15 protein-coding genes and 1 pseudogene are annotated in these 25,681 nt (G+C 46.5%); 11 read left to right on the top strand and 5 right to left on the bottom strand.

Translation table 11 applies throughout. The features are described 5' to 3' along the window. Positions 1-996 precede the first annotated feature (996 nt). From ABIE50_RS31925 to ABIE50_RS31900, 6 genes are all read left to right on the top strand, one after another. A complete protein-coding gene (locus tag ABIE50_RS31925; protein WP_209863236.1) occupies positions 997-1,839 on the top strand; it encodes an energy transducer TonB in 843 nt (280 codons plus the stop codon). A gap of 344 nt (positions 1,840-2,183) precedes the next feature. After that, positions 2,184-4,763 carry a phosphoenolpyruvate carboxylase gene (locus ABIE50_RS31920; RefSeq protein ID WP_209863233.1) on the top strand — a complete coding sequence of 860 codons (2,580 nt, stop codon included), beginning with the start codon at positions 2,184-2,186 and terminating at the stop codon, positions 4,761-4,763. A gap of 143 nt (positions 4,764-4,906) precedes the next feature. After that, positions 4,907-6,325: an NADP-dependent phosphogluconate dehydrogenase gene (gnd, locus tag ABIE50_RS31915; protein WP_209863230.1), complete on the top strand. Its 1,419-nt coding sequence runs from the start codon at positions 4,907-4,909 to the stop codon at positions 6,323-6,325. Between the two features lie 24 nt (positions 6,326-6,349). Continuing rightward, positions 6,350-7,855: a glucose-6-phosphate dehydrogenase gene (gene zwf / locus ABIE50_RS31910; RefSeq protein ID WP_142685849.1), complete on the top strand. Its 1,506-nt coding sequence runs from the start codon at positions 6,350-6,352 to the stop codon at positions 7,853-7,855. Between the two features lie 46 nt (positions 7,856-7,901). Next, positions 7,902-8,627 carry a 6-phosphogluconolactonase gene (gene pgl, locus ABIE50_RS31905; RefSeq protein WP_209863227.1) on the top strand — a complete coding sequence of 242 codons (726 nt, stop codon included), beginning with the start codon at positions 7,902-7,904 and terminating at the stop codon, positions 8,625-8,627. 115 nt (positions 8,628-8,742) lie between these two features. Next, positions 8,743-9,519 (top strand): amidohydrolase family protein, encoded by a 777-nt coding sequence (locus tag ABIE50_RS31900; protein ID WP_209863225.1) that lies wholly within the window; start codon positions 8,743-8,745, stop codon positions 9,517-9,519. Between the two features lie 175 nt (positions 9,520-9,694). Here ABIE50_RS31900 and ABIE50_RS31895 read toward each other — a convergent pair whose 3' ends face one another. Next, a complete protein-coding gene (locus ABIE50_RS31895; protein ID WP_209863222.1) occupies positions 9,695-11,278 on the bottom strand; it encodes an FMN-binding glutamate synthase family protein in 1,584 nt (527 codons plus the stop codon). 895 nt (positions 11,279-12,173) lie between these two features. Here ABIE50_RS31895 and ABIE50_RS31890 point away from each other — a divergent pair. The 5 genes and pseudogenes from ABIE50_RS31890 to ABIE50_RS31865 form a co-directional block, all read left to right on the top strand. Further along, positions 12,174-14,340: pseudogene (locus ABIE50_RS31890) on the top strand (family 20 glycosylhydrolase); the annotation flags it as partial. 3 nt (positions 14,341-14,343) lie between these two features. Next, positions 14,344-14,787: a chitobiase/beta-hexosaminidase C-terminal domain-containing protein gene (locus ABIE50_RS31885; RefSeq protein ID WP_354028303.1), complete on the top strand. Its 444-nt coding sequence runs from the start codon at positions 14,344-14,346 to the stop codon at positions 14,785-14,787. 185 nt (positions 14,788-14,972) lie between these two features. Beyond that, positions 14,973-17,156, top strand: coding sequence for a DUF5916 domain-containing protein (locus ABIE50_RS31880; protein WP_209863217.1), 2,184 nt, complete (start codon positions 14,973-14,975; stop codon positions 17,154-17,156). 199 nt (positions 17,157-17,355) lie between these two features. Next, positions 17,356-18,720 carry a TlpA family protein disulfide reductase gene (locus ABIE50_RS31875; protein WP_209863216.1) on the top strand — a complete coding sequence of 455 codons (1,365 nt, stop codon included), beginning with the start codon at positions 17,356-17,358 and terminating at the stop codon, positions 18,718-18,720. Between the two features lie 926 nt (positions 18,721-19,646). Further along, positions 19,647-20,342, top strand: coding sequence for a LytR/AlgR family response regulator transcription factor (locus ABIE50_RS31865; protein ID WP_209863214.1), 696 nt, complete (start codon positions 19,647-19,649; stop codon positions 20,340-20,342). On the opposite strand, the gene ABIE50_RS31860 is transcribed toward ABIE50_RS31865, so the two are convergent. The 4 genes from ABIE50_RS31860 to ABIE50_RS31845 all read right to left on the bottom strand — a co-directional run bounded on the left by ABIE50_RS31860 (position 20,332) and on the right by ABIE50_RS31845 (position 25,091). Beyond that, positions 20,332-21,048, bottom strand: coding sequence for an AcvB/VirJ family lysyl-phosphatidylglycerol hydrolase (locus ABIE50_RS31860; RefSeq protein ID WP_209863212.1), 717 nt, complete (start codon positions 21,046-21,048; stop codon positions 20,332-20,334). The genes ABIE50_RS31865 and ABIE50_RS31860 overlap by 11 nt on opposite strands. A gap of 55 nt (positions 21,049-21,103) precedes the next feature. Then, complete coding sequence (locus ABIE50_RS31855; RefSeq protein ID WP_209863209.1) at positions 21,104-23,683, bottom strand: phosphatidylglycerol lysyltransferase domain-containing protein; 2,580 nt, start codon at positions 23,681-23,683, stop codon at positions 21,104-21,106. Between the two features lie 355 nt (positions 23,684-24,038). Continuing rightward, positions 24,039-24,479, bottom strand: a complete 441-nt coding sequence (locus ABIE50_RS31850; RefSeq protein WP_209863206.1) for a universal stress protein — start codon at positions 24,477-24,479, stop codon at positions 24,039-24,041. Between the two features lie 39 nt (positions 24,480-24,518). Continuing rightward, positions 24,519-25,091, bottom strand: a complete 573-nt coding sequence (locus ABIE50_RS31845; protein WP_209863204.1) for a TetR/AcrR family transcriptional regulator — start codon at positions 25,089-25,091, stop codon at positions 24,519-24,521. Between the last annotated feature and the right edge of the window lie 590 nt (positions 25,092-25,681).

The following is a 25,681-nucleotide window of genomic DNA, read 5'->3' as shown; positions in this document are numbered from 1 at the left end:
CAAATATTTGGAATTAATAAAACTCGATGTATATTTGTCTACCAAATCAGTAGACTAATAAGATCTACCACCACAGGGAAGCATCAGGCAAACGCTTCCGGCATCCTTTGATCCACCAGCAAGGTGTTGCTGCCATCATTATTGAAAAATGTGTAAATAAAAATACACTATGAAAAGGCACACGCTAACTAGTGGAATGCGATACCACACGCAAAATACAGTGGTAAATATCACCTGTTCCCGTTACATTCAGATAGCAGGCGCTTATTGTAGCCGCTGTTGAAGGAAAAATCTTGCGTTCTGTAAGCTGTAAATAGAATGCCTGGTCAGGCTTGCGGGAAAGGTGTGCTGCAAATTTATTGGTGGTAAATTTATCAGCAACGTACCTCCCCGCATCCTCCTGGCATTTGTCAACTGAAATCTTAAACCAGACCTCTCTCATTTTTTCAACATGAAGATATATGTCATCTGTTCGGCCTCAATGCCTTTACAGGCAAACCGGTTAAGCAGCGTGAAAACGATATAACGTATACGAATACACGCTGTCTGTGTATTTGTAGCGAAACAGAATTGGGTTACTATCCATTGAGATTAAACGATCAACTTCAGTTCAAAAGGGGCGTTGCCTCAAACATTACTGGTGGGTTTTGTTGGTGATTGCCCCGGGAACTGAAGCCATTATCGGATCATTGAAGACTGCTTCCAGCCAACCGTTCATTAAGATATTTTCCGGAAGCAGTCGGGGCTGATACATAATAACGTAGACGCCTATACTTTTTTCGGAAAGCCTAATTAAAATGAAGGAACCACTTGTTTTCAGGTAAGGTCCCCAGTGCCAGCAAGTCCCGACACGTGTCGGGACTTCTATTTTATATACCCCGTTCAATTGTTCCAATATAATATACCCCGTCCCGTTACCCATCTCCCTGAAATATATTTTCAAAAACCTTATGGAAAATATTTTACTGCATCATCTAATTGAAAAAACATATTACCATGGACTCAGCTAAAATCCCGGGGAATGATTTCCTCGACATTCTCTTCTATGGAAGGAACAAAGATTATGGGGCCTATGAATTGCGCAGTCGTTACGACAGGCGCGTTCGCAATGCAGTAATGGGCACCGCTTCTATTATGCTGGTAATGATTGGCGGCTATGTGTTGAATAACACGTTGATGGCGGCTGAGAATGTACACCGGCCTGTACTGGCAGAAAAGAAAATTGAATTGAAAACGCTGGAGATGCCGCCGGAACCTCCTGTTACCATTCCCCCGCCACCGGTAAACTCCGCGCCCCCGCCATTGGCCGCATCTATCAGGGCCACTACACCCGTGATTGTTGATACAGATGTACCTCCTGATGAAATGCCTCCAAAGATTGCTGACCAGAAGAATGGGGTGGTAGGATTTACCAACTCAGATGGGGTAGCAGGGGGCGCAGATATTGATCTGATGGCCAATGGCAGCGGTGGTAATGGTGTGGTAGCTGCTCCTCCTGCCGCCAGCAATCCCGATGTGCCACTTACCATTGTGGAAATAATGCCCGAATTCCCCGGTGGTGAAGCTGCACTGGCAAAGTATCTTGGCAATAACATCCGTTACCCGCATATAGCCCAGGAGAACGGCATACAGGGCACGGTATTTATTCAGTTCGTCGTAAACCGTGATGGCAGTATTTCTCAGGTGAAAACAGTTGGCGCGGCTAAAGGCGGTGGCCTGGAAGAAGAAGCCATCCGCGTGGTGGGTAAAATGCCTAAATGGAAACCCGGTATACAGAACGGGCAGTACGTGGCAGTATATTTTAACCTGCCGGTTCGTTTCTCGCTAAACGATAACTAAGTTTCCCCGCTTCTTTCATTTCAATTAAACCTTAATTAATAACCCGGAACGTGCTGTCATCGTTATGGCGGTGTGACCTCCTATATTATTATCTCTTTAAGTTTTATCATCCTGTTTATCCCGGCCTGCATCCATTAACCCGCGCATTCTGATTCCTGATACCAGTCCCGGTCCGCATTTAGCGGCCGGGATTGCTTTTTAAGACCGCTGCTTCTTATTAGATAATATTCAAACATTATCACTTTATGCCAAACAAAAATCAAAAAACTAAGAAATTACCATAATAATTATTAATTTAACAGCCGCTTAGTCTTCTTCTTTAGCACTATAAACGGATAATTAGTATGGAAGCGCCGGTAAATAATTCGCTGCAACAGTTCAAAAACCTCGTTGGGACCAAGTTTCAGCTGTATAATAGCCTCTTCACCTCTTTGCCTTTCCACCGCGTGGAAAAGACAGGTATTTTTCTGTCCCTGTTCCTGCTTCATTGCGAAGAAGGATATTCCAAAGGTAACAGCCCTGAAGAGATCATGAACTCTTTTTTCTCTCAGTATACCACCTATACAGATGAAAAACAGCGAACGGACCTGTTGTTCCGCTTTGTGCAATATGCTGAAAGACAGGTAGTACTGTTTGATGCGCTTGAAGATGCTGCTTTCCGGAACATCCGCGACCTGCAGGGTGCCGGTACTTTACGGCATCTGCAATCTGAAGTGATCCAGGAGCAGGCCCAGGACAAGCTGAAGGAGAAACTGAAGGATTTTTCCGTGAGATTGGTGCTGACTGCGCATCCTACACAGTTTTATCCCAGTGAAGTACTTGGAATTATTAATGATCTGTCTAAAGCGCTCATTGATGAAAATACCAGCCAGGTAAATATGTACCTGCAACAGCTGGGTAAAACACCCTTCTTCAAAAAGGAAAAACCAACACCATACGATGAGGCCATCAGCCTGGTATGGTTTCTCGAAAATATTTTTTACCAGTCGGCCGGCCGCATCCTGTCGTCTATCCGGGCACAGTTTCCGGGGGCTATCAGTAGTGAGAACGCCGTAATCCGCATGGGTTTCTGGCCTGGCGGCGACCGTGATGGGAACCCGTTTGTAAAAGCGCCTACCACCGTTGAAGTGGCCGCTGCCCTTCGTGCTTCCATCATGAAATGCTATTTCCGGGAAGTCCGCAACCTGCGCCGCCGCCTTACTTTTAAAGGAGTGGAGAATGTAGTGGCCGCATTGGAATCCAAATTATCCCGCAACCTGTTCCTGCCAGGGCATAAAGCTGATATCAGCCGCCAGGAAATACTGGACACGCTCGTGGATATACGAAATACGATCATGGCCGACCTGAATGGGCTGTTCGTCCATCTGGTAGATAACCTGGTTAGTAAAGTGGAGATTTTCGGGTTGTTCTTTGCTTCCCTGGATATACGCCAGGACAGCTCCGTTCATGAAGCGGTACTGGAAGCCGTAGCCGCGGGAACAGCGGCGCTGCCGGATAACTATACTTCCCTGGATGATAAAGAAAAGATCAGTGCCTTACTTAATATAAAAGAGGCTATAGATCCTCAATCCCTGGAAAACCCGCTGCACCAGGATACGCTGCAAACCATTGCTGCTATCCGGGAAATACAGGCAGCCAACGGGGAAGAGGGCTGTAACCGATATATCATCAGTCATAGTACCAGTGTACTAAATGTGATGGAAGTATACGGTTTGTTCCTGCTGAGCGGCTGGAAGAAAGAGGAAATGACAGTAGATATTGTACCGCTGTTTGAAACTATCGATGACCTGCGTCATGCAGGACAGGTAATGAAAGAGCTGTATGAAAACGCCGATTACCGGGAACATCTGCGCCGCCGCCAATGTAAACAAACTATTATGCTTGGCTTCTCCGATGGTACAAAAGATGGTGGGTACCTGATGGCCAACTGGAGCATCTATAAGGCGAAAGAAGAACTTACCGCTATCTCCAAAGATTATGGCATCAACGTGGTGTTCTTTGATGGCAGGGGAGGCCCCCCGGCACGTGGCGGCGGAAAAACCCACCAGTTCTATGCTTCTATGGGCAGGAATATTGCCAATAAGGAAATACAGCAAACCATACAGGGGCAAACTATCAGCTCCAACTTTGGCACCATAGACGCTGCACAGTTTAATATGGAACAGCTGATACATGCCGGCATCAGCAATGAACTGTTTTCTTCACGGGAAGTAACACTCAGCAAAGCGGAAGAAGATTTGCTGCAATCCCTTGCTGATGAAGGCTATAAAGCTTACAATAAATTAAAGACGCATCCGCATTTCCTGGCCTATCTTGATCATGCCAGTCCCCTGCGGTATTATGCGGAAGCCAATATAGGCAGCCGCCCCAGCAAGCGTAATGCCTCTGCCAAGCTCAATCTCAATGATCTGAGAGCGGTACCTTACGTAGGCGCATGGAGCCAGCTGAAACAAAATGTACCCGGCTACTACGGTGTGGGCAGCGCCCTGGAACAGCTGGACCAGCAAGGCAAATGGGAAGAACTGGAAGCATTATACGCACACTCCCTGTTTTTCAGGACCCTGCTCGATAACTGCGTAATGGCGATGAAGAAGAGCTATTTCCCGCTCACTGCCTATCTGGAGAAACATCCGCAATATGGAGAGGTATGGCAGATGATCTATAATGAATTTGAGCTGACTAAAAAATACCTGCTGCGGCTTACCAATGAGTCTGAACTGATGGCCGGCAGCCCTATCGACCTGCTGTCTATCCAGATGAGGGAAAGAATTGTGCTGCCGCTGCTCACTACCCAGCAGTATGCGCTTACCCGGATACGGGAGCTGGACTCACATCCCGACAACGGGCATGGCAGGGAAACCTACGAGAAGCTCATTATGCGCTGCTCTTTTGGTATTATCAACGCCGGCAGAAACTCGGCATAAATATGATTCATAAACAGGTTACGGAGTTATGTGGATACAGTGAAGGTAATACCGGTGGCTGTCTCCATCTGACTCCGTAATTCGTAATCCGTATTTCGTAATTCTTCCCTACTTTTACACCTCCTTAAGTAACTTCTCTATATATGGCAAACAGCTTATATGACTTTGGAATGATCGGCCTCGGCGTAATGGGCAGAAACCTGTTGCTCAACATGGCAGATCATGGCTTTTCCGTTATCGGCTTTGATAAAGACGCTGCCAAGAACAGCGCACTGGAAGCAGCCGCTACCCCCGGTACTACCGTTAAAGGTGTTGCAGAGCTGGCCGCTATGGTACAGTTGCTGGAACGTCCCCGCAAATTAATGATGCTGGTACCCGCCGGTCAGCCGGTAGATGACGTGATAGCTTCCCTGTTGCCGCTGCTGGAGCAGGGCGACGTAGTAATAGATGGTGGTAACTCCCACTATACGGACACTTTACGCCGTGTACAACATCTCCGCGAAAAAGGTATCCATTTTATGGGTATCGGTGTTTCCGGTGGTGAGCAGGGCGCCCGTACCGGCCCAAGTATTATGCCTGGTGGCGACAAGGATGCCTATGCAAAGGTACAACCCATGCTGGAAGCGATTTCCGCCAAGGTAAAGGGTACTCCCTGCGTGGCTTATCTCGGTAAAGAAGGCGCCGGTCACTATGTGAAAATGGTGCACAACGGTATTGAATATGCCATTATGCAACTGATCAGTGAAAGCTATACCCTGTTGCAAAAAGGGGCCGGGCTGAACAACGATCAGCTGCATGAAGTGTTCAGGAACTGGAACCAGGGCGCATTACAATCGTTCCTGGTGGAAATTACCGCCGACATTTTCCTGCAGAACGACGATAAATCCGATAAGCGCCTGGTAGATGTGATCTCCGATAAAGCAGGTTCCAAGGGAACCGGTAAATGGACCTCACAGGATGCTATGGAACTGCCGGTAGCCGTACCTGTAATAGATACTGCTGTGGCTATGCGTACCCTCTCCGGTTACAAAGAGCAGCGCCTGCAGGCCGAAGCTATCTATAAAGCTCCTGAAAATACTATTCACGCCGACGCAGAAATGTGGATCAAACAGGTACATGATGCCCTCTATTTCGCTACCATCCTGAGCTATGCACAAGGACTGGCTATGCTGAGAGAAGCTTCTGCCGACCTGAAAATGGAGATCCCGTTACCGGAAGTGGTGAAAGTATGGAGAGGAGGATGTATCATCCGTTCTTCCCTGCTGGAAATATTTACCCAGGCTTACCAGAAAAATGCCGACCTGGCCAATATCCTGCTGGATGAAGGCGTAGCTTACCTGGTACAATCGGTGGAAAGCAACACCCGCAGCGTAATCGCCCAGGCTACCTCCGCAGGAGTGCCAGTAGGCGGATTCATGTCTGCGCTGTCTTATTTCGATGCATTCCGTACCGGCCGCATGGCTACCAACCTGATCCAGGCACAGCGCGATTACTTCGGTGCACATACCTACCAGCGTATCGACATGCCAGGCACTTTCCATACAGAATGGCAGCAACACTAAAAATGTTCATCTTTAATTAAACATATGCAGATCCATAAACGCCCGCCTGCATCCATCCTGTTCATATTCGGAGGCAGTGGCGATTTAAACTACCGGAAACTAACGCCTGCGTTATATAATCTCTTTTTGGATGATTGGATGCCCGAACAGTTTGCTATTGCAGGCCTGGGCCGCAGCCCTTACAGCAACGAAGACTATAATAATCACCTGCTGGAAGGGATCAGTAAGTTTTCCCGTCGGAAGGGCGAGCAGAATGGTCACTGGAAAGATTTCAGTAATCATGTTACTTACCTGCAGATGGATGCAGAAGATCCTGCATCCTATAGCAAGATCACCGATTTTGTAACAAAGAAGGAAGAAGAGTGGGGCGTACATCCAACCGTTATCTTTTACCTCGCGGTAGCGCCGCAGCTGGTACCGAATATAGCCACCCGTTTAGGGGAGCTGAACCTCTGTTCCGATAAACATTGTACCCGCATTGTAGTGGAAAAACCATTTGGCCATGACCTGCAAAGTGCGCATGAGCTGAATGAACTGCTGGCGAAAAAATTTACAGAAGAGCAGATCTATCGTATCGATCACTACCTCGGTAAAGAAACTATCCAGAATATCCTGGCGTTCCGCTTCGCAAACGCATTGTTTGAGCCGGTATGGAACCGTAGCTACATCGATAACATCCAGATCACTGCCGCTGAAAGCGTAGGATTGGAAGGCCGGGGTGGTTATTACGAAAGGGCAGGAGCCCTGCGCGATATGGTGCAGAACCATATCCTGCAGATCATGTGTATCCTTGCCATGGAGCCACCGGTATCTTTTGATGCCAACGAAGTGCGCAACAAGAAAGTGGATGTGCTCAACGCCATCCGCCGTATTACACCGGATAAAGTACATGAACATGCCGTACGCGGACAGTACTCTTCCGGCTGGATGAAAGGAAATAAAGTAGCCGGCTACCGCGAAGAAAAAGGAGTGGATCCCAAATCCAATATCGATACCTACGCAGCGGTTAAATTTTATATTGATAACTGGCGCTGGCAGGGCGTTCCGATTTATGTACGGACCGGTAAATACCTCCATCAGAAAGCGACCAATATTATTGTCACCTTTAAGGAAGCACCTCCTTATTCCTTCCCGATTGAAGCTGCCCAGACATGGCGCCCCAACAGGCTCACCATCAGCATTCAGCCGGAAATGGATATCCGGATCCGCTTCCAGGCAAAACGCCCCGGTCAGACCATGACGCTTGACCCGGTAGACATGACCTTTAATTACGATGCCGCTAATGGCGAACATGCACCGGAAGCATACGAAACATTGCTGCTGGATGTGATGGAAGGAGATGCCACCCTGTTTATGCGCGGCGACCAGGTAGATGCTGCCTGGAAAGTGATCATGCCTATCCTGGAAACATGGGAAAACCGCATGCCGCAAGACTTTCCGAACTATGCACCCGATTCATGGGGACCCGACGATGCCGATGCACTCGTTGCCCGCGACGGTCATACCTGGATTAATTTACCTACTAAATAATGATTACGGACCATTTGTATAAATGGTCCGTAATTCTTTTTGTTTTATGGAACTACATATCGCAAAAGATCCTGCCCAACTGAGTGAAAATGTAGCGGCATGGATCAGTAACTACATACTGGAAGTATTGCAAACCCAGGAGCGGTTCACATTTGTACTGTCGGGCGGCAATACGCCAAAGCAGTTATACAGCCTCCTGGCGAAAGCTCCTTACAATATGGTAATACCCTGGGAGAAAATACATTTTTTCTGGGGAGATGAAAGAGATGTGCCTTTTGAAGATGAACGCAATAATGCCCGCATGGCATTTGAATCATTACTTGACAAAGTAGGCGTGAATCCCGAAAACATCCATGTAATGCGCACCGATATTGGCCCGGAAGAATCTGCTGCTGAGTATGAGAAAATCCTGAAATCATATTTCGGAAAAGAGGATACCACCTTTGACCTGGTATTACTGGGTATGGGAGACGACGGACATACATTGTCGCTGTTCCCTGGCTTACCCATTGTACATGAAAAAAAGGCCTGGGTGAAATCATTTTTCCTGGAAGCACAGGATATGTACCGCATTACCTTAACCGCACCTGTAGTGAACAGGGCTGCCTGTGTGCTGTTTCTTACCACAGGCGCCAATAAAGCCATCACGCTGAAAAGTGTGATAGAAGGCACCTTTGACGCGGAGAAATATCCTTCCCAGCTGATCAGGCCGGAGGAAGGGGAGTTACATTGGTTTGTGGACGAAGCCGCTGCCGGCGCAATGGAAATTTAACAAAACTCAAAGCAATGCCATAAAGGCCCGGACGGATTGCAGGATCCCTCCGGGCCTTCTGCTTTCTGCTTTCAGCTATTTTCTGTAGCTTGTGTATTGTAACAACGATGAGATTATGTTTGATAAGCCCGTATTCGACGCACACCTGCACATCATTGATCACCGGTTTCCCATGCAGCCTAACCAGGGTTTTCTGCCATCGGATTTTTCAGTAGCTGACTACCGGCAACAGGCCGCTCCGCTGAATATTGATGGAGGCGCTGTGGTATCCGGCTCTTTCCAGGGATTTGATCAGGGCTACCTGCTGGAAGCGTTGAAGCAGCTGGGGCCTGGCTATGTAGGCGTTACGCAGATACCTGCCAGTACCAGCGATGAGGAAATAATAGCCCTGCATGAGGCAGGTGTACGTGCAGTAAGGTTTAATGTGCAGCGTGGAGGTTCCGAAAGTGTAAAACACCTGGAACAGCTGGGGCTGCGTGTATATGAACTGGTGAAATGGCATGTGGAGCTGTATGTGGATTCCCGGCAGTTGCCGGGATTATCGACCACCCTGCATAAACTGCCTGCTGTGGTAATTGATCACCTGGGGTTATCTAAAGCAGGGTTCAAATATTTATTGCCATTGGTAGAAAAAGGAGCGTGGATAAAAGCAACTGGTTTTAGTCGTTGCGATTTTGATGTGTTAACTGCCATGCGGCAGATTACCGCTATTAATGCGGGTGCATTATTATTTGGTACCGATATGCCCTCTACCCGTGCGCCACGCCCATTTGCGGCAGCAGATCTGCAACTGATCCTGCAGAATTTCCCCGAGAAAATTGCCGCTAAAATATGCAGGGAAAACGCATTGGCATTATACCAGCCGCGGATTTTGTCCGACTCAGGATTATAATGATTTTGCTGGTTACTTTGAGTTTTTCTTTTGGATTTTTAAAGATGTTGAGAGATGTAAGCAGATGGGGGGTAGACTTTAAGAGTTGATTATATTTTTAGAATTTGAAAATATTCAGGAAGAAAAAAGGGCCTGGGCTTTTATCTGTAAAAGATAAAAGCCCAGGTCCTTTATACTAGATCCATGTATCAATGCCCACTGTTTCCATCTCCCTTTTCAGATGTTCCGGCATTAGCCCGTTCAGTAATGCGCCCGGGGCTGTGCTAGGGTAGATATCTTCAAAAGTTTTTACCTGGTTCATAAATACCCGGCGGAAAATATGCCGCCTGGTAATATCATGCGGATCTTTTAAACCGGCTGCACCGGCCAGTTCTATGGCGCTTTCTATGGTATCGCGGTGATAATTGGCTACACGGTGTTTTTTATCGTCCACCACCAGGCCGGCCGACAGCCATTTATCCTGAGTGGCTACACCGGTAGGACATTTATTGGTGTTGCATACCAGTGCCTGGATACAACCCAGTGCCATCATCATTGCACGGGCACTGTTACAGGTATCTGCGCCCAGTGCCATTGCACGTAGCATATGGTAGCCCGTGAGTATTTTACCGGAGGCAATGATTTTCATATGATGACGGATATTGAACCCGGTAAGTGTGTCGTGAACAAACGACAGTCCGTCCATCAGCGGCATTCCCACTGAGTTGGAGAATTCCGGAGGAGCCGCACCGGTGCCACCTTCTCCGCCATCTACAGTAATAAAGTCGGGATAAATATCTGTTTCTATCATGGCCTTGCAGATAGCATAAAATTCCCGTTGCTGGCCAATGCATAATTTGAACCCAACAGGTTTGCCTTTACTGAGGTCGCGCAGGCGCCGGATAAACAGCATCATTTCACGCGGACTGTTAAATGCTTTATGATAAGGCGGAGAGAATACAGTGGTATGTGGTTTAACATGACGGATAGCGGCAATTTCGGGCGTGTTCTTGGCTGCCGGCAATATACCGCCATGACCAGGCTTAGCGCCCTGAGAAATTTTCAATTCTATCATTTTAACTTGTGGGAGCGCACTTTTTTCCGCAAATAAGCTATCGGAAAAATTACCGTCATCATCGCGGCAGCCAAAATAACCGGTACCAATTTGCCAGATAATATCCCCTCCCTGTTTGAGATGAGCGTCGCTGATGCCGCCTTCACCTGTATTATGTGCGAAGTTGCCTATTTTAGCGCCCCCGTTTAATGCCTGTACGGCGTTGTTACTGAGTGATCCGTAGCTCATAGCGCTAACATTCAGGATACTGCCGGAATAGGGTTGTTTACAGTCTTTCCCGCCAAAGGTTACACGCGGGTCCTTCTCCATATTATCAAAGTTCTGCGGTTGAATAGAATGTGCCATCCATTCATATCCTTCAGCGTATACATTGAACTGGGTACCAAATGGCTGGGAATCGAGTTCCCGTTTGGCGCGCTGGTAAATAGTGGAACGGTCTACCCGGTTAATAGGGCTGCCATCAATATCACTCTCTACGAAGTATTGATAGATCTTAGGCCGCAATGCTTCCATCCAGTATCGCATACGGCCTACTATAGGGTAGTTCCGGATAATAGCATGTTTGGTTTGCATGATGTCGAGTATACCCATGATAACAATGGGTAACACCAATACAAACAGCCAGAAAACCCAGGGGAAAAATAATCCTAAAACAACGATAACACTTATACTCACAACTGCGAACCCGATAAATGCTTTGACCATAGACGTATTTTTTTGATTTTTTGATGCTCCTTTGGAGATTATGAATACTTCCTTTGCTATTGTTCCTATAAATCTAATTAACGTATGTCAGATAAATTTGTTAAATCTTTCGCGGATTTTGTCTTTTTCAGGATTCAGATGATTACGCTGATTGACCTGATTTTACTTTCTGTTAATAGGTAAAGGCGATAAGGACTTAATCAGGTTCTTACTCTTCAAAAAATAAGAACCGGGTTTGTCCGCTAATCATTATAATTCAGAGTCAGATAATCTTCGCTCAATATCCGCTTCAGTCAACAGTGTAATCATCTGAATCCTGGTCAGACAAAAGCCACACTATTCCGCTTCGGTTAAAAAGTAAAAATCAGTATAATCATCAAAGTCCTGAATCAGACAAAATCCGCACTATTCCGCTTCGGTTAAAAAGTAAAAATCAGTGTAATCATCAAATACTAGGACAGACAAAATCCGCTATTGCGCTTCGCTTAAAAGATGAAAATCAGTGTAATCATCTGAATCCTGAATCAGACAAAATCCGCACTATTCCGCTTCGGTTAAAAAGTAAAAATCAGTGTAATCATCAAATACTAGGACAGACAAAATCCGCACTATTCCACTTCGCTTAAAAGATGAAAATCAGTGTAATTATCTGAATCCTAAAAAAGACAAAATCCGCACTATTCCACTTCGGTTAAAAGTAAAAATCAGCATAATCATCAAAATCCCTTAGTCAGACAAAATCGCACTGTTCCGCTTCGCTTAAAAGATGAAAATCAGTGTAATCATCAAAATCCTGGAAAAGACAAAATCCGCGTCAGCCCCCCGCGAAAATCAAACTCTAGTTTTTAAATTATTTTATTATCTTTCAAAATAAGCCAATTCAATCATCCACAACATGAAAAGATACAATGATCTTGGCAAGTTGATTGCAACTTGCATACTCTTATTTAGTACTGTAGCGGGCGTCCGGGCACAACAACCCGCACCCTATGATGCAGCCCGGCTGAAAACCAGCTGGGAAGTGGTGGAAAACCATTACCAGGGCCGCGACAATTTCCAGTCGGCCTTCACTTTTATAAACACAGCAGGTAAACCGTTTCCTTCCAAAGGGTGGCAGCTGTACTTTAATTTTATCAGGATGGTAACACCAGGTGAACTGCCGGGGCATGTAAAAGTGGAGCACATTAATGGTGACCTGTACCGCTTTACACCGGCAGAAGGATTTACCGGCATCGCTCCCGGCGATTCACTGAAGCTGGCCATTACCGGCGATGCGTGGGCTGTAAATTTTACAGACGCTCCCTCCGGTTTGTATCTTGTGTGGAACAAACAACCCGAAAAAGGGTTCTCTATAAAAGATTATAGCATCCGGCCTTCTACCACTGCAAAACAACTGATGCGCTATCCCGGTGATAAAACCGCCGTAGTAACGCCAACGGATATATTCAAACAGAATGCTACTGTAAAGGATATCCCGGTAGCACAGCTCCAGCTGGTTTTTCCTACGCCTGAATCGTACAAAGCCACCGGCAGCAACCTGGTGCTGGACGCATTGCCGGAAGTAAAAGCGGATCCACAACTGTCTGCCAGCGCTGTAATACTGGATACAGAGTTGCTAACGTTGCTGGGCAAACGAAAAAAAGGAACAATTACCATCAGACTTGTGTATGATGCCGCTATTACTGCCCCGGAAGGTTATCGTTTGAGGGTAACGCCGGAAGGGATTACCATCACCGCCGGTACGGAAGCAGGCGCTTTTTATGCGATCCAGTCGCTGAAAACACTGGTTCCTCCTGCTGCATTTGCAGGCAACCAGAAATCCATCACTATCCCGGGTGTGGAGGTGACCGATGCACCGCGTTTTGGTTATCGGGTCTTTATGATAGACGTAGCCCGTAACTTCCATAGCAAACGTGATATGCTCCGCATCATCGACCTGATGGCACTGTATAAATTAAACGTGCTGCATTTTCATTTCAGTGATGATGAAGGCTGGCGTGTGGAAATTCCTTCCTTGCCGGAACTGACGGCTGTAGGCGCTAAGCGCGGCCATAGCAGCGACTGGAAAAATATGCTGCCTCCATCATATGGCTCCGGTCCTGATACCACCAATACAGCAGGTAGCGGTTTATTTTACACGCAACGATTTTATTGAGATCCTCCGTTATGCAACGGCAAGGCATATACGGGTTTTACCGGAAATAGAAAGTCCGGGACATGCCCGCGCAGCAGTGAAATCAATGGAATCACGCTACTACAGGCTGAAAGCAGCGGGCCGCGACCAGGAGGCAAAAGAATACCTGCTCACCGATCTGGAAGATAAATCTGAATATCATTCTGTGCAATACTGGAACGACAACGTGATGAATGTGGCCCTGCCATCTACCTATCATTTCCTCGATAAAGTGGTGGAAGAACTGCAGGCAATGTATAAAGAAGCCGGCGCACCGCTGGATGCAGTACATATGGGCGGCGATGAAGTACCGGGTGGCGTGTTCGAAAAATCGCCCGCCTGTATTGCATTGATGCAGCAGGATAAATCATTGCAGCATGTAAATGACCTCTGGTATTATTACTATCGTAAAGTGAACGACCTGCTGAAAGCCCGCGGCTTATCCGTAGCCGGCTGGGAAGAAGCAGGGATGCGTAAAACAACTATTGGCAACGAGTCGCAGAGTATTCCCAATCCTGATTTTGTAAATGATCATTTTCAGCTGAATGTATGGAATAACGTGATTGGCGGAGGACAGGAAGATCTATCATATCGTCTTGCCAATGCAGGCTACAAAGTAGTTTTATCGGGTGTGAGCAATTTCTATTTTGATATGGCTTACATGAAATCTTTTGATGAACCGGGATTCTACTGGGGAGGATTTGTAGATGTGGATAAACCGTTTTACTTTATTCCGTTTGATTATTACAGGAATTCAAAAGTAGATGGCAAAGGTAATCCGGTTACACCGGAGTTATTTGTTGGAAAGGACCGGTTAACAGCTTTTGGCGCGTCCAATATACCGGGTATACAGGGATTGCTGTGGAGTGAAACCGTGACCAGTTCCGAACGCATGGAATATATGATGTTACCGAAATTGCTGGGTCTTGCAGAAAGAGCATGGGCAAAAGATCCGGAATGGGCTACAGAAAAAGATACCGCAAAAGCGGATGCATTGTATGCACAGGCGTGGAGCGTGTTCAGCAACGTGATGGGTAAACGTGAAATGCCCCGCCTCGACTATTACGACGGTGGCTTTAACTGGCGTATCCCGACTGCAGGTGCAAAGGTAGACAATGGCGTGCTGAGCGCCAATGTGCAGATGCCTGGATTAGTGATCAGGTATACAACTAACGGTGACGAACCTACGTTAAAAAGCCCTGTATATACTACGCCTGTTGCCGCAGGTGGCAAAACGGTGAAACTGAAGGTATTCAGTACGAGGGGCCGCAGTAGCAGAACTACAACAGTAAAGGTTCCTGTGGCCGATACGCAGATGAAGAATAATAAATTGTAATTTTCCGGAAGATAGAGCGGCGGTGGGCAGCAGGGGAACCTGTAGCTCACCGCCTTTCAATTGAAGGATTATCCCGGTTTACATCTTCCTGATTTTTTACAGATCCGCTGCATTTACCCTTCATCCATTTTCTTCTTCCCCCTTTTGCAATTTTTGTATTTTGTCCGGAAACCCATAGCAATCTGATGTATCGTATCATTCCACTTATTATCAGCTGTAGTTTTATTTGCTTCTCAGTGCGTGCGCAAAAGAAAAATGACGCTTATCAATTGCAGATCCGCAAAGCAGTTTCCCCCATCAAAATAGATGGCGTAATAGATGAAGCGGCATGGCTGCAGGCTGATATTGCCACCGGCTTTCACATGGTGCTGCCGATGGATACCAGCGCCGCCAGGCTGCGTACGGACGTGCGGATGACCTATGACGATAAGAACCTCTATCTCGTGGTGGAAAACTATACCGTTGGTAACGGGCCTTACATGGTAGAATCACTGCGCCGTGATTTTGCTTTTTTGAAGAATGATAACTTCCTTTTATTTATGGACCCGTTCGACGATCAGACCAATGGTTTCTCCTTTGGCGCCAATGCAGCGGGGGCACAATGGGACGGTTTGATGTACGATGGTGGAAAAGTGGACTTGAGCTGGGATAATAAATGGACATCTGTAGTAAAAAATTATCCCGATAAATGGGTGTTTGAAGCGGTGATCCCTTTTAAAACCATCCGTTACAAAAAGGGGATTACCAAATGGGGAATCAATTTCAGCCGGAACGATCTGAAAACAACGGAGAAGTCGGCCTGGGCGCCGGTACCGCGACAATTCCCTACTGCTTCACTGGCGTATACCGGTAACCTTGTATGGGATGCAGCGCCTCCCCCTGCAGGTGCAAATGTGTCGCTGATTCCTTATGTGTTGGGAGGCATGTTGAAGGACTACGATAAGGCAACCCCTACCAAATACCGGCGGGATGCAGGGTTGGACGCTAAAGTAGCCGTTACCTCTTCATTGAATCTTGACCTCACGGTAAACCCGGATTTTTCACAGGTAGACGTAGATAAACAGGTCACCAACCTGGATCGCTTTGAATTGTTTTACCCCGAAAAACGGCAGTTTTTCCTGGAGAACGGCGACCAGATGTCCAACTTCGGGTACGCTACTATCCGCCCGTTCTTCTCCAGGCGTATTGGTCTTGGTGGTGTGCCGATCCGTTTTGGCGCCAGGCTCAGTGGTAAGCTCAATAAAGACTGGCGTTTGGGCATTATGAACATGGAAACGGGAAAGCAGGAGGAAACCGGGTTGCCCGCGCAGAACTTTACTGTGGCTGCTTTGCAGCGCCGGGTATTTTCCCGTTCCAATATCGGGTTTATTTTTATCAACAAGGAATCGGTGAATTATGATCCCTCTAAAGTGACAGATAAACCACTTTACAACAGGTATAACCGGAACATGGGACTGGAATACAACCTGGCGTCTTCCAATAACTTCTGGACGGGGAAAGCCATGCTGCTGAAGTCATATACGCCCAACAAAACCGGTCATGATATAGCCCATGCGGCTAACCTGCAATACACCAGCAAGGAATGGAATATTGGCTGGCAGCATGAATACGTAGGGCGCAACTATAATGCGGAGGTAGGATATGTGCCAAGGCAGGGCTATATCAAGATAGCACCGCAGGTGACCCGTCTTTTCTTTCCCTTATCGGGGTCTGTATTGAGTCATGGGCCGCAGGTAACCAGTACCTGGTTCTTTGATGAAGCCAATATGCATCGTACAGATAATGAAACCATGCTCAATTATGGTATCGTGTTCCGGAAGCGGAACACGCTCAATGTCTGGGCATCCAACACCTATATCAAATTGCTGCAACCTTTCGATCCCACCAATACAGGAAAAGATAGTTTAGTGAACGGGAGCCGGCATAACTGGAATACCATAGGTGCCGATTATGTATCCAAACCTCAAAGTTTGTTCACCTATTCTTTGTCGGCCCGTTATGGAGGCTATTATGCGGATGGCAGCCGGTTGATGACCAATACTGAGCTGGGGTACCGGTTCCAGCCATATGTGAGTATTGCATTGAGCGCTAATTACAACAATATCAATTTGCCAAAGCCATGGGGCAATAATTCCTTCTGGCTGGTAGGCCCACGTTTGGATGTAACGATGACAAACACGCTTTTCTTTACCGGTTTTATGCAATACAACGGGCAGCAGAAGAATATGAACCTCAATACCCGCTTCCAGTGGCGTTACAGGCCGGCCTCGGATCTTTTCATCGTTTATACGGATAATTATCTCCCCGAACCGTTTTATGTAAGGAACCGGGCTTTGGTACTGAAGCTGGTATACTGGCTTAATCTCTAAATAAATCCTGTTTTGTATTAACAGTTAAGATTCGATTAACACTTTCCTTATTTGTACCCTTTATTATTGCACTATAAGATTGATATAATGAACGGTTATACCCGTTAAGATATATATAAAGTTTTCATTTACTATCGTTGTGAATATTACCTCCCTGTGGTTTTTACCATGGGGATTGTTACCATCTAAAAATCTGATTATGAACCGTCCTGTGATAAGGCAGCTGCTGCGTAACAGCTGTGTTTTACTTATGCTGGCAGGAACTGCTGCAGCACAATCTTCCGCCGTAATTACGGGTAAGACAGCGGGCCGCCCTGTACAGAAGGTATCATTGACCTACTGGTATGACCCGGGTATTTCTCCTGCTGTTACTCAGGACACCTTATTAAAACCTGATTCTTTTTATTTCCGCATACCATTGCCGGTGGGGAAGGAAATATTTTTTTATACAGATGCCGGTAGCGGATATAATTTTTATGGGATGATCAGAGGGGGAGATAGTTTGCAGTTGATGATGCAGGGCGACAGTATCCGGTTTGCAGGAAGCGCTGCAGGGTTGAACAGGGCCGTTTATGAGGCCAGGCGCGCACAGTTGCGTATAACCGTTCCTGCATCATCCGATGCATTGCAGCTGGCAGCGGCCTACCGTCAGCAATTAGAGGCCGGCAACAGGGTGATGGCGTTATACCGCGACAGCCTGAGCCCGGCCACCTGGGCGATAGCCAGGGCGCATGTGCTGGGTGAAGCGGCATCAGGCCTGGTGGGTACACTATGGAAAGTGGCCACAGCGCCGGATAGTACATTGGAAGAAAGACAGGTGCTCTTTTATAAAGAGAACATATTGCCTGCATTGCCCCAGGTACTCCTTCCGGATACAACAGTTACGCCTATACGTTATTTGAGTTATCTGCTGCATAAAGCAGAGGCGGATTATTTTATACGGCATCGTTATGAGTGTAACAACAGGGCTATTTACGAGTGGCTGAAAATCCATTACAGTGGCCGGTTGCGCGACAGGTTGCTGGCGCATTCATTAACACTTGGTTTCGCGGCAGGTAACCCGGCAGAAGAGCAGGAGTGGTGTGTGCGCGATTACCTGGAACTGGTACAGGATGAAGCATGTAAACAGGCTATTACAAAGCTTTACGGACGATCCAGGAAAGGGATCAGTAAAGGTGTAACGGCACCGGTTTTTAGTTTTCCGGATGCACAGGGGAAATTAATAAGCCTGCAGCAATTCAGCGGAAAGGTAGTACTGCTGCATTTCTACAGTGGATCAGTCCCGGTGTTGCCTGCCCTTACAGCAATAAAAGACTGCTTCAATAACGCGGTTACGTTTGTGAATATCTGCTGCGATGGCGCTGCTGCAAAGGATTTGCCGGGATGGATATGGCAGCTGGATGACCAGCATAGGGAAGTGCTTACACAATACAGCATTAGTAAGTATCCCTCATTTATTGTTGTTGGAAAGAATGGAAAAGTATATGCCACCAGACCTCCGGATCCCGCAGTAGACAAGGGAACAGCCCTTGCCAACATTATCTATGAAGCATTACTGCAGTGAGTTTTTTTAACGTGCATGCAAATAAAAACAACACTGGTACGTTTAGTAAAAGTACGCAGCTAATCCGCATCAGCGCCATTGTTCCGCAGCTAAAATTTCGAAAACCCATTTAAACCAGATTGTTAATATTTACGTTTAAATATATATATGATAATGCTGGTTTAATAAAGACACAAATCGTATATTCAGTAAATAACCGTTAAGACCCCTCTATGCCACATGCCAAAGCGTTATTTTGACAGACTACAGACCATTGATTACCTCATCAGGATCAAAGGGACCGGTAAGCCCGCTCAGTTAGCCAAGCGGCTTCGTATTTCCGAAAGAACACTCTATGAATTCCTCAAAATGATGAAGGAGTTAGGTGCTCCCATTGAGTACGACCGGTACAAAGAAAGTTACTTCTACTCAGAAAAAGGCGGCTTCAACGTCAGGTTCTCGAAAAACCTGGTCGCCGTGAGTACGATGTTCCTTTTATGCTTCCTTATTTGGTAATATGGTCCGCGCACCGACCAGTTAACCGGCCTCCCTGTTAGCTCTCCCTGCGCCCGCGCCGCCCCTTTCAGGGCCTTAGATCTGCTGCACGGCTGCACGACAGTTGTTCCCGGATCTTTTATGTAATCTTCCTTAACTGGTGGACTGGGAAAGTATTGTCTTCACAGACAATTACTTTAACTGTCCACCTTTTCTTTTTCCAAAATACTTAACATTCGATTAACTGTTATCATTACAAATAGGGTCAAATTTACTGTTGTCAGCTTTTGATTAAATCTTATGCTAATAACTTTTTTTCATAACGCGGTTTAGATTAGATTTTAGATTATACGCGGGTTTCTGTTCAGTCACCTGCTCTGTTTAAATCGTCTGTTTCCGTGGCAACTGACTCAAGTAAATTTACGTATCCTTATTTGACCAAAATCAACCCTATGGTACTAAACTGTATTATTTTGGGTAATGACCCGGAGGGATTTGAAGAACTGGAAAATTATTTGTCTGCTATCCCCTATGTTTACCTGGTTTGCCGCAGCCAAACAATGCAGGAGGCTCGTTTCTGGATAGAAACACAAACCATTCACGTACTGATAGCAGGAGATTACAATGATCTGCTCTCTCCACCCATGACTATAACCGGCGTGCTGCCGGTTTTACTGATGGTGTATAATGATACCTCATCTGCAGGATTTGACTTCCTGCCTGTTGCACTTATGCAGTTGCCTTTTACCGCCAATGCGTTAAATGAAGTATTTTCTAAAATATACAAGACTATAGAAATGGAAGCAACAATTAGCCCCACCCGTTACTCAGCGGATTATTTCACCCTGAAAACGCAGCACCGCATTGAAAAAGTATTTTATGACGAGCTGCAGTATGTAGAGGTAATGGATGATCATATCATGCTGCATCTTCGCGATCAGAAGCTGGTTACCACCGAAAAACTGGACTGGATCATTTCCCAGTTGCCTGCAAATGCTTTTATGCGGGTGCATCACTGGTTTGTAATAGGATTTCGCCACATTACCTCACTGGCGGAAGATCATGTAATGATTGGAGAAGCCAGGATAACCCTGACAAAGCAAATGAGGAAGGAACTGGTCAGGAGATACCAGCTGCCTATGGAGTAACTCCTGTATGCAAACCTGCCAGTATCTTTCCTGCTACACCGGCAGCATCTTCATCATAAGCATGCCCGCCAGGCAGTATCAGTTTTTCGTACCGGACATTCAATGCTGAAAGGTTGAAGTCTTTTTCCTCTGCTCCGAAAACCAACAATAACGGCTTGTTGGTAATTTTATTCATCTCAGCTGGAACACTCATTCCCTTGTTACTGGATTTTCCCAGCATATCTGAGAGGTGTACTTCCATATCAGTATAAAGGGAGGGGGATAAAAATACCAGGTGTTTTACTTCCCCTGCAACTTCCGGTGACAAACTGGTATAAATGAACGGAAGCACATCTGCGCCCAGTGAATACCCGATCAGCACAACGCCGTGGTTACTGCCCCATTGGCCCTGGTAATAAGTGATCAGGGAGGCGATATCCTTTGCCGCCTGCTGGGGCGATTTCTTGCTCCAGAAATACTTCAGCGCATTCAATGCTACCACCGGGTAGTTTTTCTGACGGAACGACTCAATCACATTGGCTGAGAATTTCTTCATTCCACCGTCTCCTGTTATATACAGGATCAATGGAGCAGTACTGCCGGCGGCAGGCGCCTTGATAACTACCGGCAGGTTACTGATCCCGCTCTGCGCTTTTGACTGAAATATTGTAAATAAGAAGAAAAAGCTAAGCAGCTTTGCTGTATTGAACATTTTACCTGGTGCCATATACTAAATTAACCACTCCCATAAAACAAAATCCGTTCCGCGATTGTTCGCCTGCCTACGGCTGCATTACCTTACTCAATGCAGATGGCAATTGTATCAGGTCAAAATCATGTTCATACACCAGGTATTTGTTAGTCCACTCAGTGGCATATTTCTCCTTAAATTCCCGTAAGCCCTGATAATGCCGGAAGAATCGCAGTTTTTCATACGCATACTTCACCATTTTTTCAGCAGTGTTTTCCGGCTGAATAATGCCAGACATGGGTACCATCCCGAGGTTCAGGTAGTGCAGCCCTTTTTGCTGCGCATCCTGGATCAATGCAATGATGAGCGCATCCATTACGCCACCGGGGGCGTCGGCGCGTTTCCGGATAAGATCGTATGTACATTCACCGGGAGCATAGTCGGGGATTATATTAAGAAAGGCCGCTACCTGTCCTTCTGCATCTGTTACGGTAATCACATCCTGGTTCCGGATCACATCTTCATCAAACAATCCCTGTGAAAAGGTGAGCTCTTTTACTTCATACTGATGCAGCCATTCATCGCTTACTGCTTTTAAAGCCTGCAGCATTGCCGGCAACTGTGGCGCTGTATGGAAAGCAGTTGTATAGCCCTTATTGGCCAGGCTGTTCAAACCATTGCGCAGCGATTTCTTATCCTTACCACTCAGCGTAAAATCCCGTATATCCATAATGGCTTCCTGGCCAATCAGCATCTTTTTCTTTTTCAGGTGGCTGAAATAATAGGTGCTGTCTTCATCTACCCGGTAAAAAGCCGGCCGGAGGCCCATCTTCCGGCATTGTTGCTCAAATTCCTGTAATACCAGCAGTTTATTATCTTCACTGCACACCGGTTCTTCCAGTACAATAGCAAAGCTGCCGGCTACCCGGTAAGCGATAAAACCTTCATACTGTTCAGATACGAACAATAATTTGTCCTGCCCTATTTTGAAGTAATCCATCGGGGAATCGCCATACTGGCTCAGGTAAAACCGGGCTTTCTCCAGGCTGGTATTGGTTTGCTGGGTCACATGCAGGTAAGGCCGTATGATGGTGTAAAACAGGAAAGCCCATGCGCTCACGCCTAACACACGGATGGCCGACATAAATTCTTTCCCGAACCTGGTAACCGGCTGCAATCCATCGTCTTCCAGCAGCATAAAACAATGGAAGGCATGGCGGATAGACTGCTGCCAGGTAAAATCTATACCGAAATGTCGCACATTCAGAAAATAAAAACCGATGGTACCAAAGATCAGGACTACAAACAGTGTAGCCATGGCCGTTACCACACCAATGTTCACCAGTTGGGGATTACTTCTAACCCGGTACTGCCGCGAAGTAATAAGCAATATAATACTGGTCACCAGGGCCAGGGACGCTTCTTCATAATCCAGCGCTTTCCCTATATGCCCGAATACCGATAGCAGCGACACTGCCAGTGCAACAATCCACGCGCTTCGCAAACCACGGAATAAAAAGGTGGCGGTTACCAGCAGCACCAGCCCAAGAAACACTACCAGCAAATTAGTGGCGTGGATAGAAGTGCCCGGGATATAAGCCCGCAATAAATGCATTCGGTTGGCCAGGGGAGGGGTGAGCACGGAAAAAATATTCACCATACCCAACAGGAAGATCAGGATGGGCGGAAGTAACCGTAATACCAGGTCCCTGCCCTTCAATGCAAAGGCAAACATGCCCCCAATCAGTGGTAACCAGAATTCAAACAGGCGGAATAATAAAGTGATTTCCAGCGACTCCAGAGTGCTGAACCCGTAGTTGCTGAGGATATAGGCGAGCGACAATTCAATGGCGCCCAACCCACGCAGAAAAGGAGAAATGATTAAAAAGATGGTAGCCACGATGTATCCTACACAAGCTGCTTCCAATGAAGGCGTAACACCCACGGCCAGCATGCTCAGGTACAGGTGGCCTACACCAGCTACTTCTATCAGCACCGATGCGATTACCGTATTCATGAAAGAAGGCACTGATAATTGAAATGTAAATATTTCATCTACCTGTTGCGCTGCCCCCGGGAAGTATTTTACCAGTAACCGGTAGGCACTGCCCTTAGCCTGCATGGAGCGAACCAGCCATACTACTCCGAGCAGCAGTGAACAAATAGCCACAAGTCCCCCCAGGGCATCTTTCATAGTACCCGCATGGAGCATTGCATATGCCACCACAGGTATGCCGACCAGGAAAACGGAAAGGATGCCAACAAATCCGTAGATGCCCGAAGCCTGGTGGATCTGTTGTTTATGCAAGCCGGTACGGCGCAGGCTTTGCGGCAGGTAAGCCAGTGAGCTGATACCTCCTGCCGGCAGGAAGACCGATAAAAGATTGCGTTTCAGGAATAATTCGGTACTTCTGCCGGTATTCAGCCTGGCGCCTACTGCCCGGAAGCTGAATACATACATCGCTGCCTGCAGTAAAATATAGGCAATGGTTACCATTACCCCAAGTACTACCCAGCCCCTGTGCGCCCTCTCAATAGCAGGGATCAGGGAATATAATTCATGGCGCTGTGAACGGAAAAAATAAATAGCCAGCAATATAAATAACACTGCCAGCAGCTCTTTCAGATGGAGCTTGCGTAGGAATGCCGCAGTAAAAAATTTCTTTTTCAAGGGTTCGTGGGTTTCGTTAATCTGTTGTTCGCACTGACCCGCAAAGTTATACCAACTTTTAACCGAATCCCTGTAACTGCGGGGAGTTTAAGGGGATTTTAATTTATGGGAGATGATCTTCCGGTTTTTATTTCATTAGTATAACCTTCTCCGTATGAATAAGTTCATTATTTCACCAATTAACCGGAGGAAGTAGGTACCGGGGGCAAGACCAGCTCATAGTAATTCCGTTGTTGCAGCTGCCGGGGCGTAGGTTTATTCATTATTAAAAGTTCCGGATGGGCCATAAAAAATCCCGGCGGGGGTCGCCGGGAGTCAGTATCAATATGGTTGTATTAATTGTTGAGTGTTAGTCTTAATGCTCTTCCTGGTTATACGGAACCACCAGCACGGGTATACGGGAATGACGGATAATATATTCCGCATTGCTGCCCAGGAGCATATGATCCAGGCCGGTTCTGCCATGCGTGCCCACTATCAGCATAGTTGCATTGCTTTCATGTGCCTGTGCCAGGGTCTCGTTTTTAGGATTCCCGGTACCTACCAGGATGCTGATGTTCTTTTTATCAGGGTAGTTTTGCCTGTACGCTTCCAGTCTTTCTTCCACTTCACGGATCCGTGCAGGAATATCGTCGGTGAATACAGGGCCGCCTTCCGGCAAACCGATACCGATACCTATTTCTACCACAGAGTAGAGGGTAACGGAAGCATTCATTTTATCGGCCAGTTCCAGGCCGGTCCTGATCAGGTTTTCTGAAAAGCTGCTCAGGTCTACTGCGATCATAATGTCTGACATATGCAGATGTATTAGTTTGTGAATATTTATTCATTATTGTTATGCTTTCAGTGCATCCCAGCAGAGGTCAAAGGCGGTATTGATCCTGCTTCTGTTAAGGGTGATGCTACTGTAATGCGTTTGTTTAACCAGTTCGTTCATGGCGCCGATAATAAAGGTGAGCAATAACCCGGTATCTGCCTGCTTGATAAGTTGTTCTTTCTGGCCTCTGTCTATCAGGGCGTAGAAGGGGGCAGAAAGTTGCAGGGCCTTTTCCCGCGTATCGTTGGTGATAAACGGTGAATGATAACATTGTTCCATAAAAATAACTTCTTCAAAATGTTGCAGCTTATAGCGCAGGATATTGAGCCAGATGTTTTTAAACCCGGGTTTGAAGGGTATTTGCGGGTTGTAACCTTTAAAGGATACCTGTACCGAATTTTCCCGGCAGGCAGCAAATAAGGCATTGATCAGCTCATCTTTCCCCTTAAAATAAACATATAAGGTGCCTGTGGCAATGCCGGCTTCCCTGGAGATGTCGCCCATCGTAACGCCGGATAATCCCTTTTCCGCCACCAACCTGAGCGCCGCCTGGAAGATCTGGGCTATTTTCTTATCATCTTTCCGTTTCACACTACAAATATAAGCGAATATATATTCATTTTAAAGTCAAAAAAGCCTCCGCAGTGGAAACTGCAAAGGCGCTGTAGCTAGATGATGATTAAATCAAAAACCCATTGGTTGTTTAACCGGTGGGTGATTGTTAACGGGGTTGCGCGTCGCGGGCGACAGAAATCACCCGTCGGCCCGAAAAGGCCAATAGGTACTGTAGAACATTTCTTAGTTGTACGCATTTTTTCAGTTATCAGAAGATCACTGAATGGAAACAATATTAATTGCTTTCGTAGTGCAGAGAGTTAATTAAATCTAAATAAGAATTGTATAACGGGAGAGAAAGCCGGGCAAAAAGAAACCTCTGCCGATGACAAACAGCAGAGGCGTTTAAAACATTCACATGGCATCTGCGGAATCGCGTCAGATGCTGATAACACATTATAGCCTGTTATTAAGCTGAATAAGATGATTGCTGAATTTGGAAAGTTACTATAGGCTTAATTACCGTAACTTCTCTGCTACCGAAATTAGATATTACCCTTTATAATAATCGTTAATCATTGGTTAATGACGAAAACTTACCCTGAAAGCCTTTGATTGTATCATTT

The organism is Chitinophaga sp. OAE865 (assembly GCF_040546735.1).
In the GTDB taxonomy this organism is placed as follows: Bacteria; Bacteroidota; Bacteroidia; order Chitinophagales; family Chitinophagaceae; genus Chitinophaga; species Chitinophaga polysaccharea_A.
This window is presented reverse-complemented; position numbering and strand designations above follow the sequence as displayed.

Excerpts from the sequence above, each read along its gene's own strand:
- ABIE50_RS31925 (WP_209863236.1), top strand. The coding sequence starts at position 997 with ATGGACTCAGCTAAAATCCCGGGGAATGATTTCCTCGACATTCTCTTC.
- ABIE50_RS31920 (WP_209863233.1), top strand. The coding sequence starts at position 2,184 with ATGGAAGCGCCGGTAAATAATTCGCTGCAACAGTTCAAAAACCTCGTT.
- gnd (WP_209863230.1), top strand. The coding sequence starts at position 4,907 with ATGGCAAACAGCTTATATGACTTTGGAATGATCGGCCTCGGCGTAATG.
- zwf (WP_142685849.1), top strand. The coding sequence starts at position 6,350 with ATGCAGATCCATAAACGCCCGCCTGCATCCATCCTGTTCATATTCGGA.
- pgl (WP_209863227.1), top strand. The coding sequence starts at position 7,902 with ATGGAACTACATATCGCAAAAGATCCTGCCCAACTGAGTGAAAATGTA.
- ABIE50_RS31900 (WP_209863225.1), top strand. The coding sequence starts at position 8,743 with ATGTTTGATAAGCCCGTATTCGACGCACACCTGCACATCATTGATCAC.
- ABIE50_RS31895 (WP_209863222.1), bottom strand. The coding sequence starts at position 11,278 with ATGGTCAAAGCATTTATCGGGTTCGCAGTTGTGAGTATAAGTGTTATC.
- ABIE50_RS31885 (WP_354028303.1), top strand. The coding sequence starts at position 14,344 with ATGGAATATATGATGTTACCGAAATTGCTGGGTCTTGCAGAAAGAGCA.
- ABIE50_RS31880 (WP_209863217.1), top strand. The coding sequence starts at position 14,973 with ATGTATCGTATCATTCCACTTATTATCAGCTGTAGTTTTATTTGCTTC.
- ABIE50_RS31875 (WP_209863216.1), top strand. The coding sequence starts at position 17,356 with ATGAACCGTCCTGTGATAAGGCAGCTGCTGCGTAACAGCTGTGTTTTA.
- ABIE50_RS31865 (WP_209863214.1), top strand. The coding sequence starts at position 19,647 with ATGGTACTAAACTGTATTATTTTGGGTAATGACCCGGAGGGATTTGAA.
- ABIE50_RS31860 (WP_209863212.1), bottom strand. The coding sequence starts at position 21,048 with ATGGCACCAGGTAAAATGTTCAATACAGCAAAGCTGCTTAGCTTTTTC.
- ABIE50_RS31850 (WP_209863206.1), bottom strand. The coding sequence starts at position 24,479 with ATGTCAGACATTATGATCGCAGTAGACCTGAGCAGCTTTTCAGAAAAC.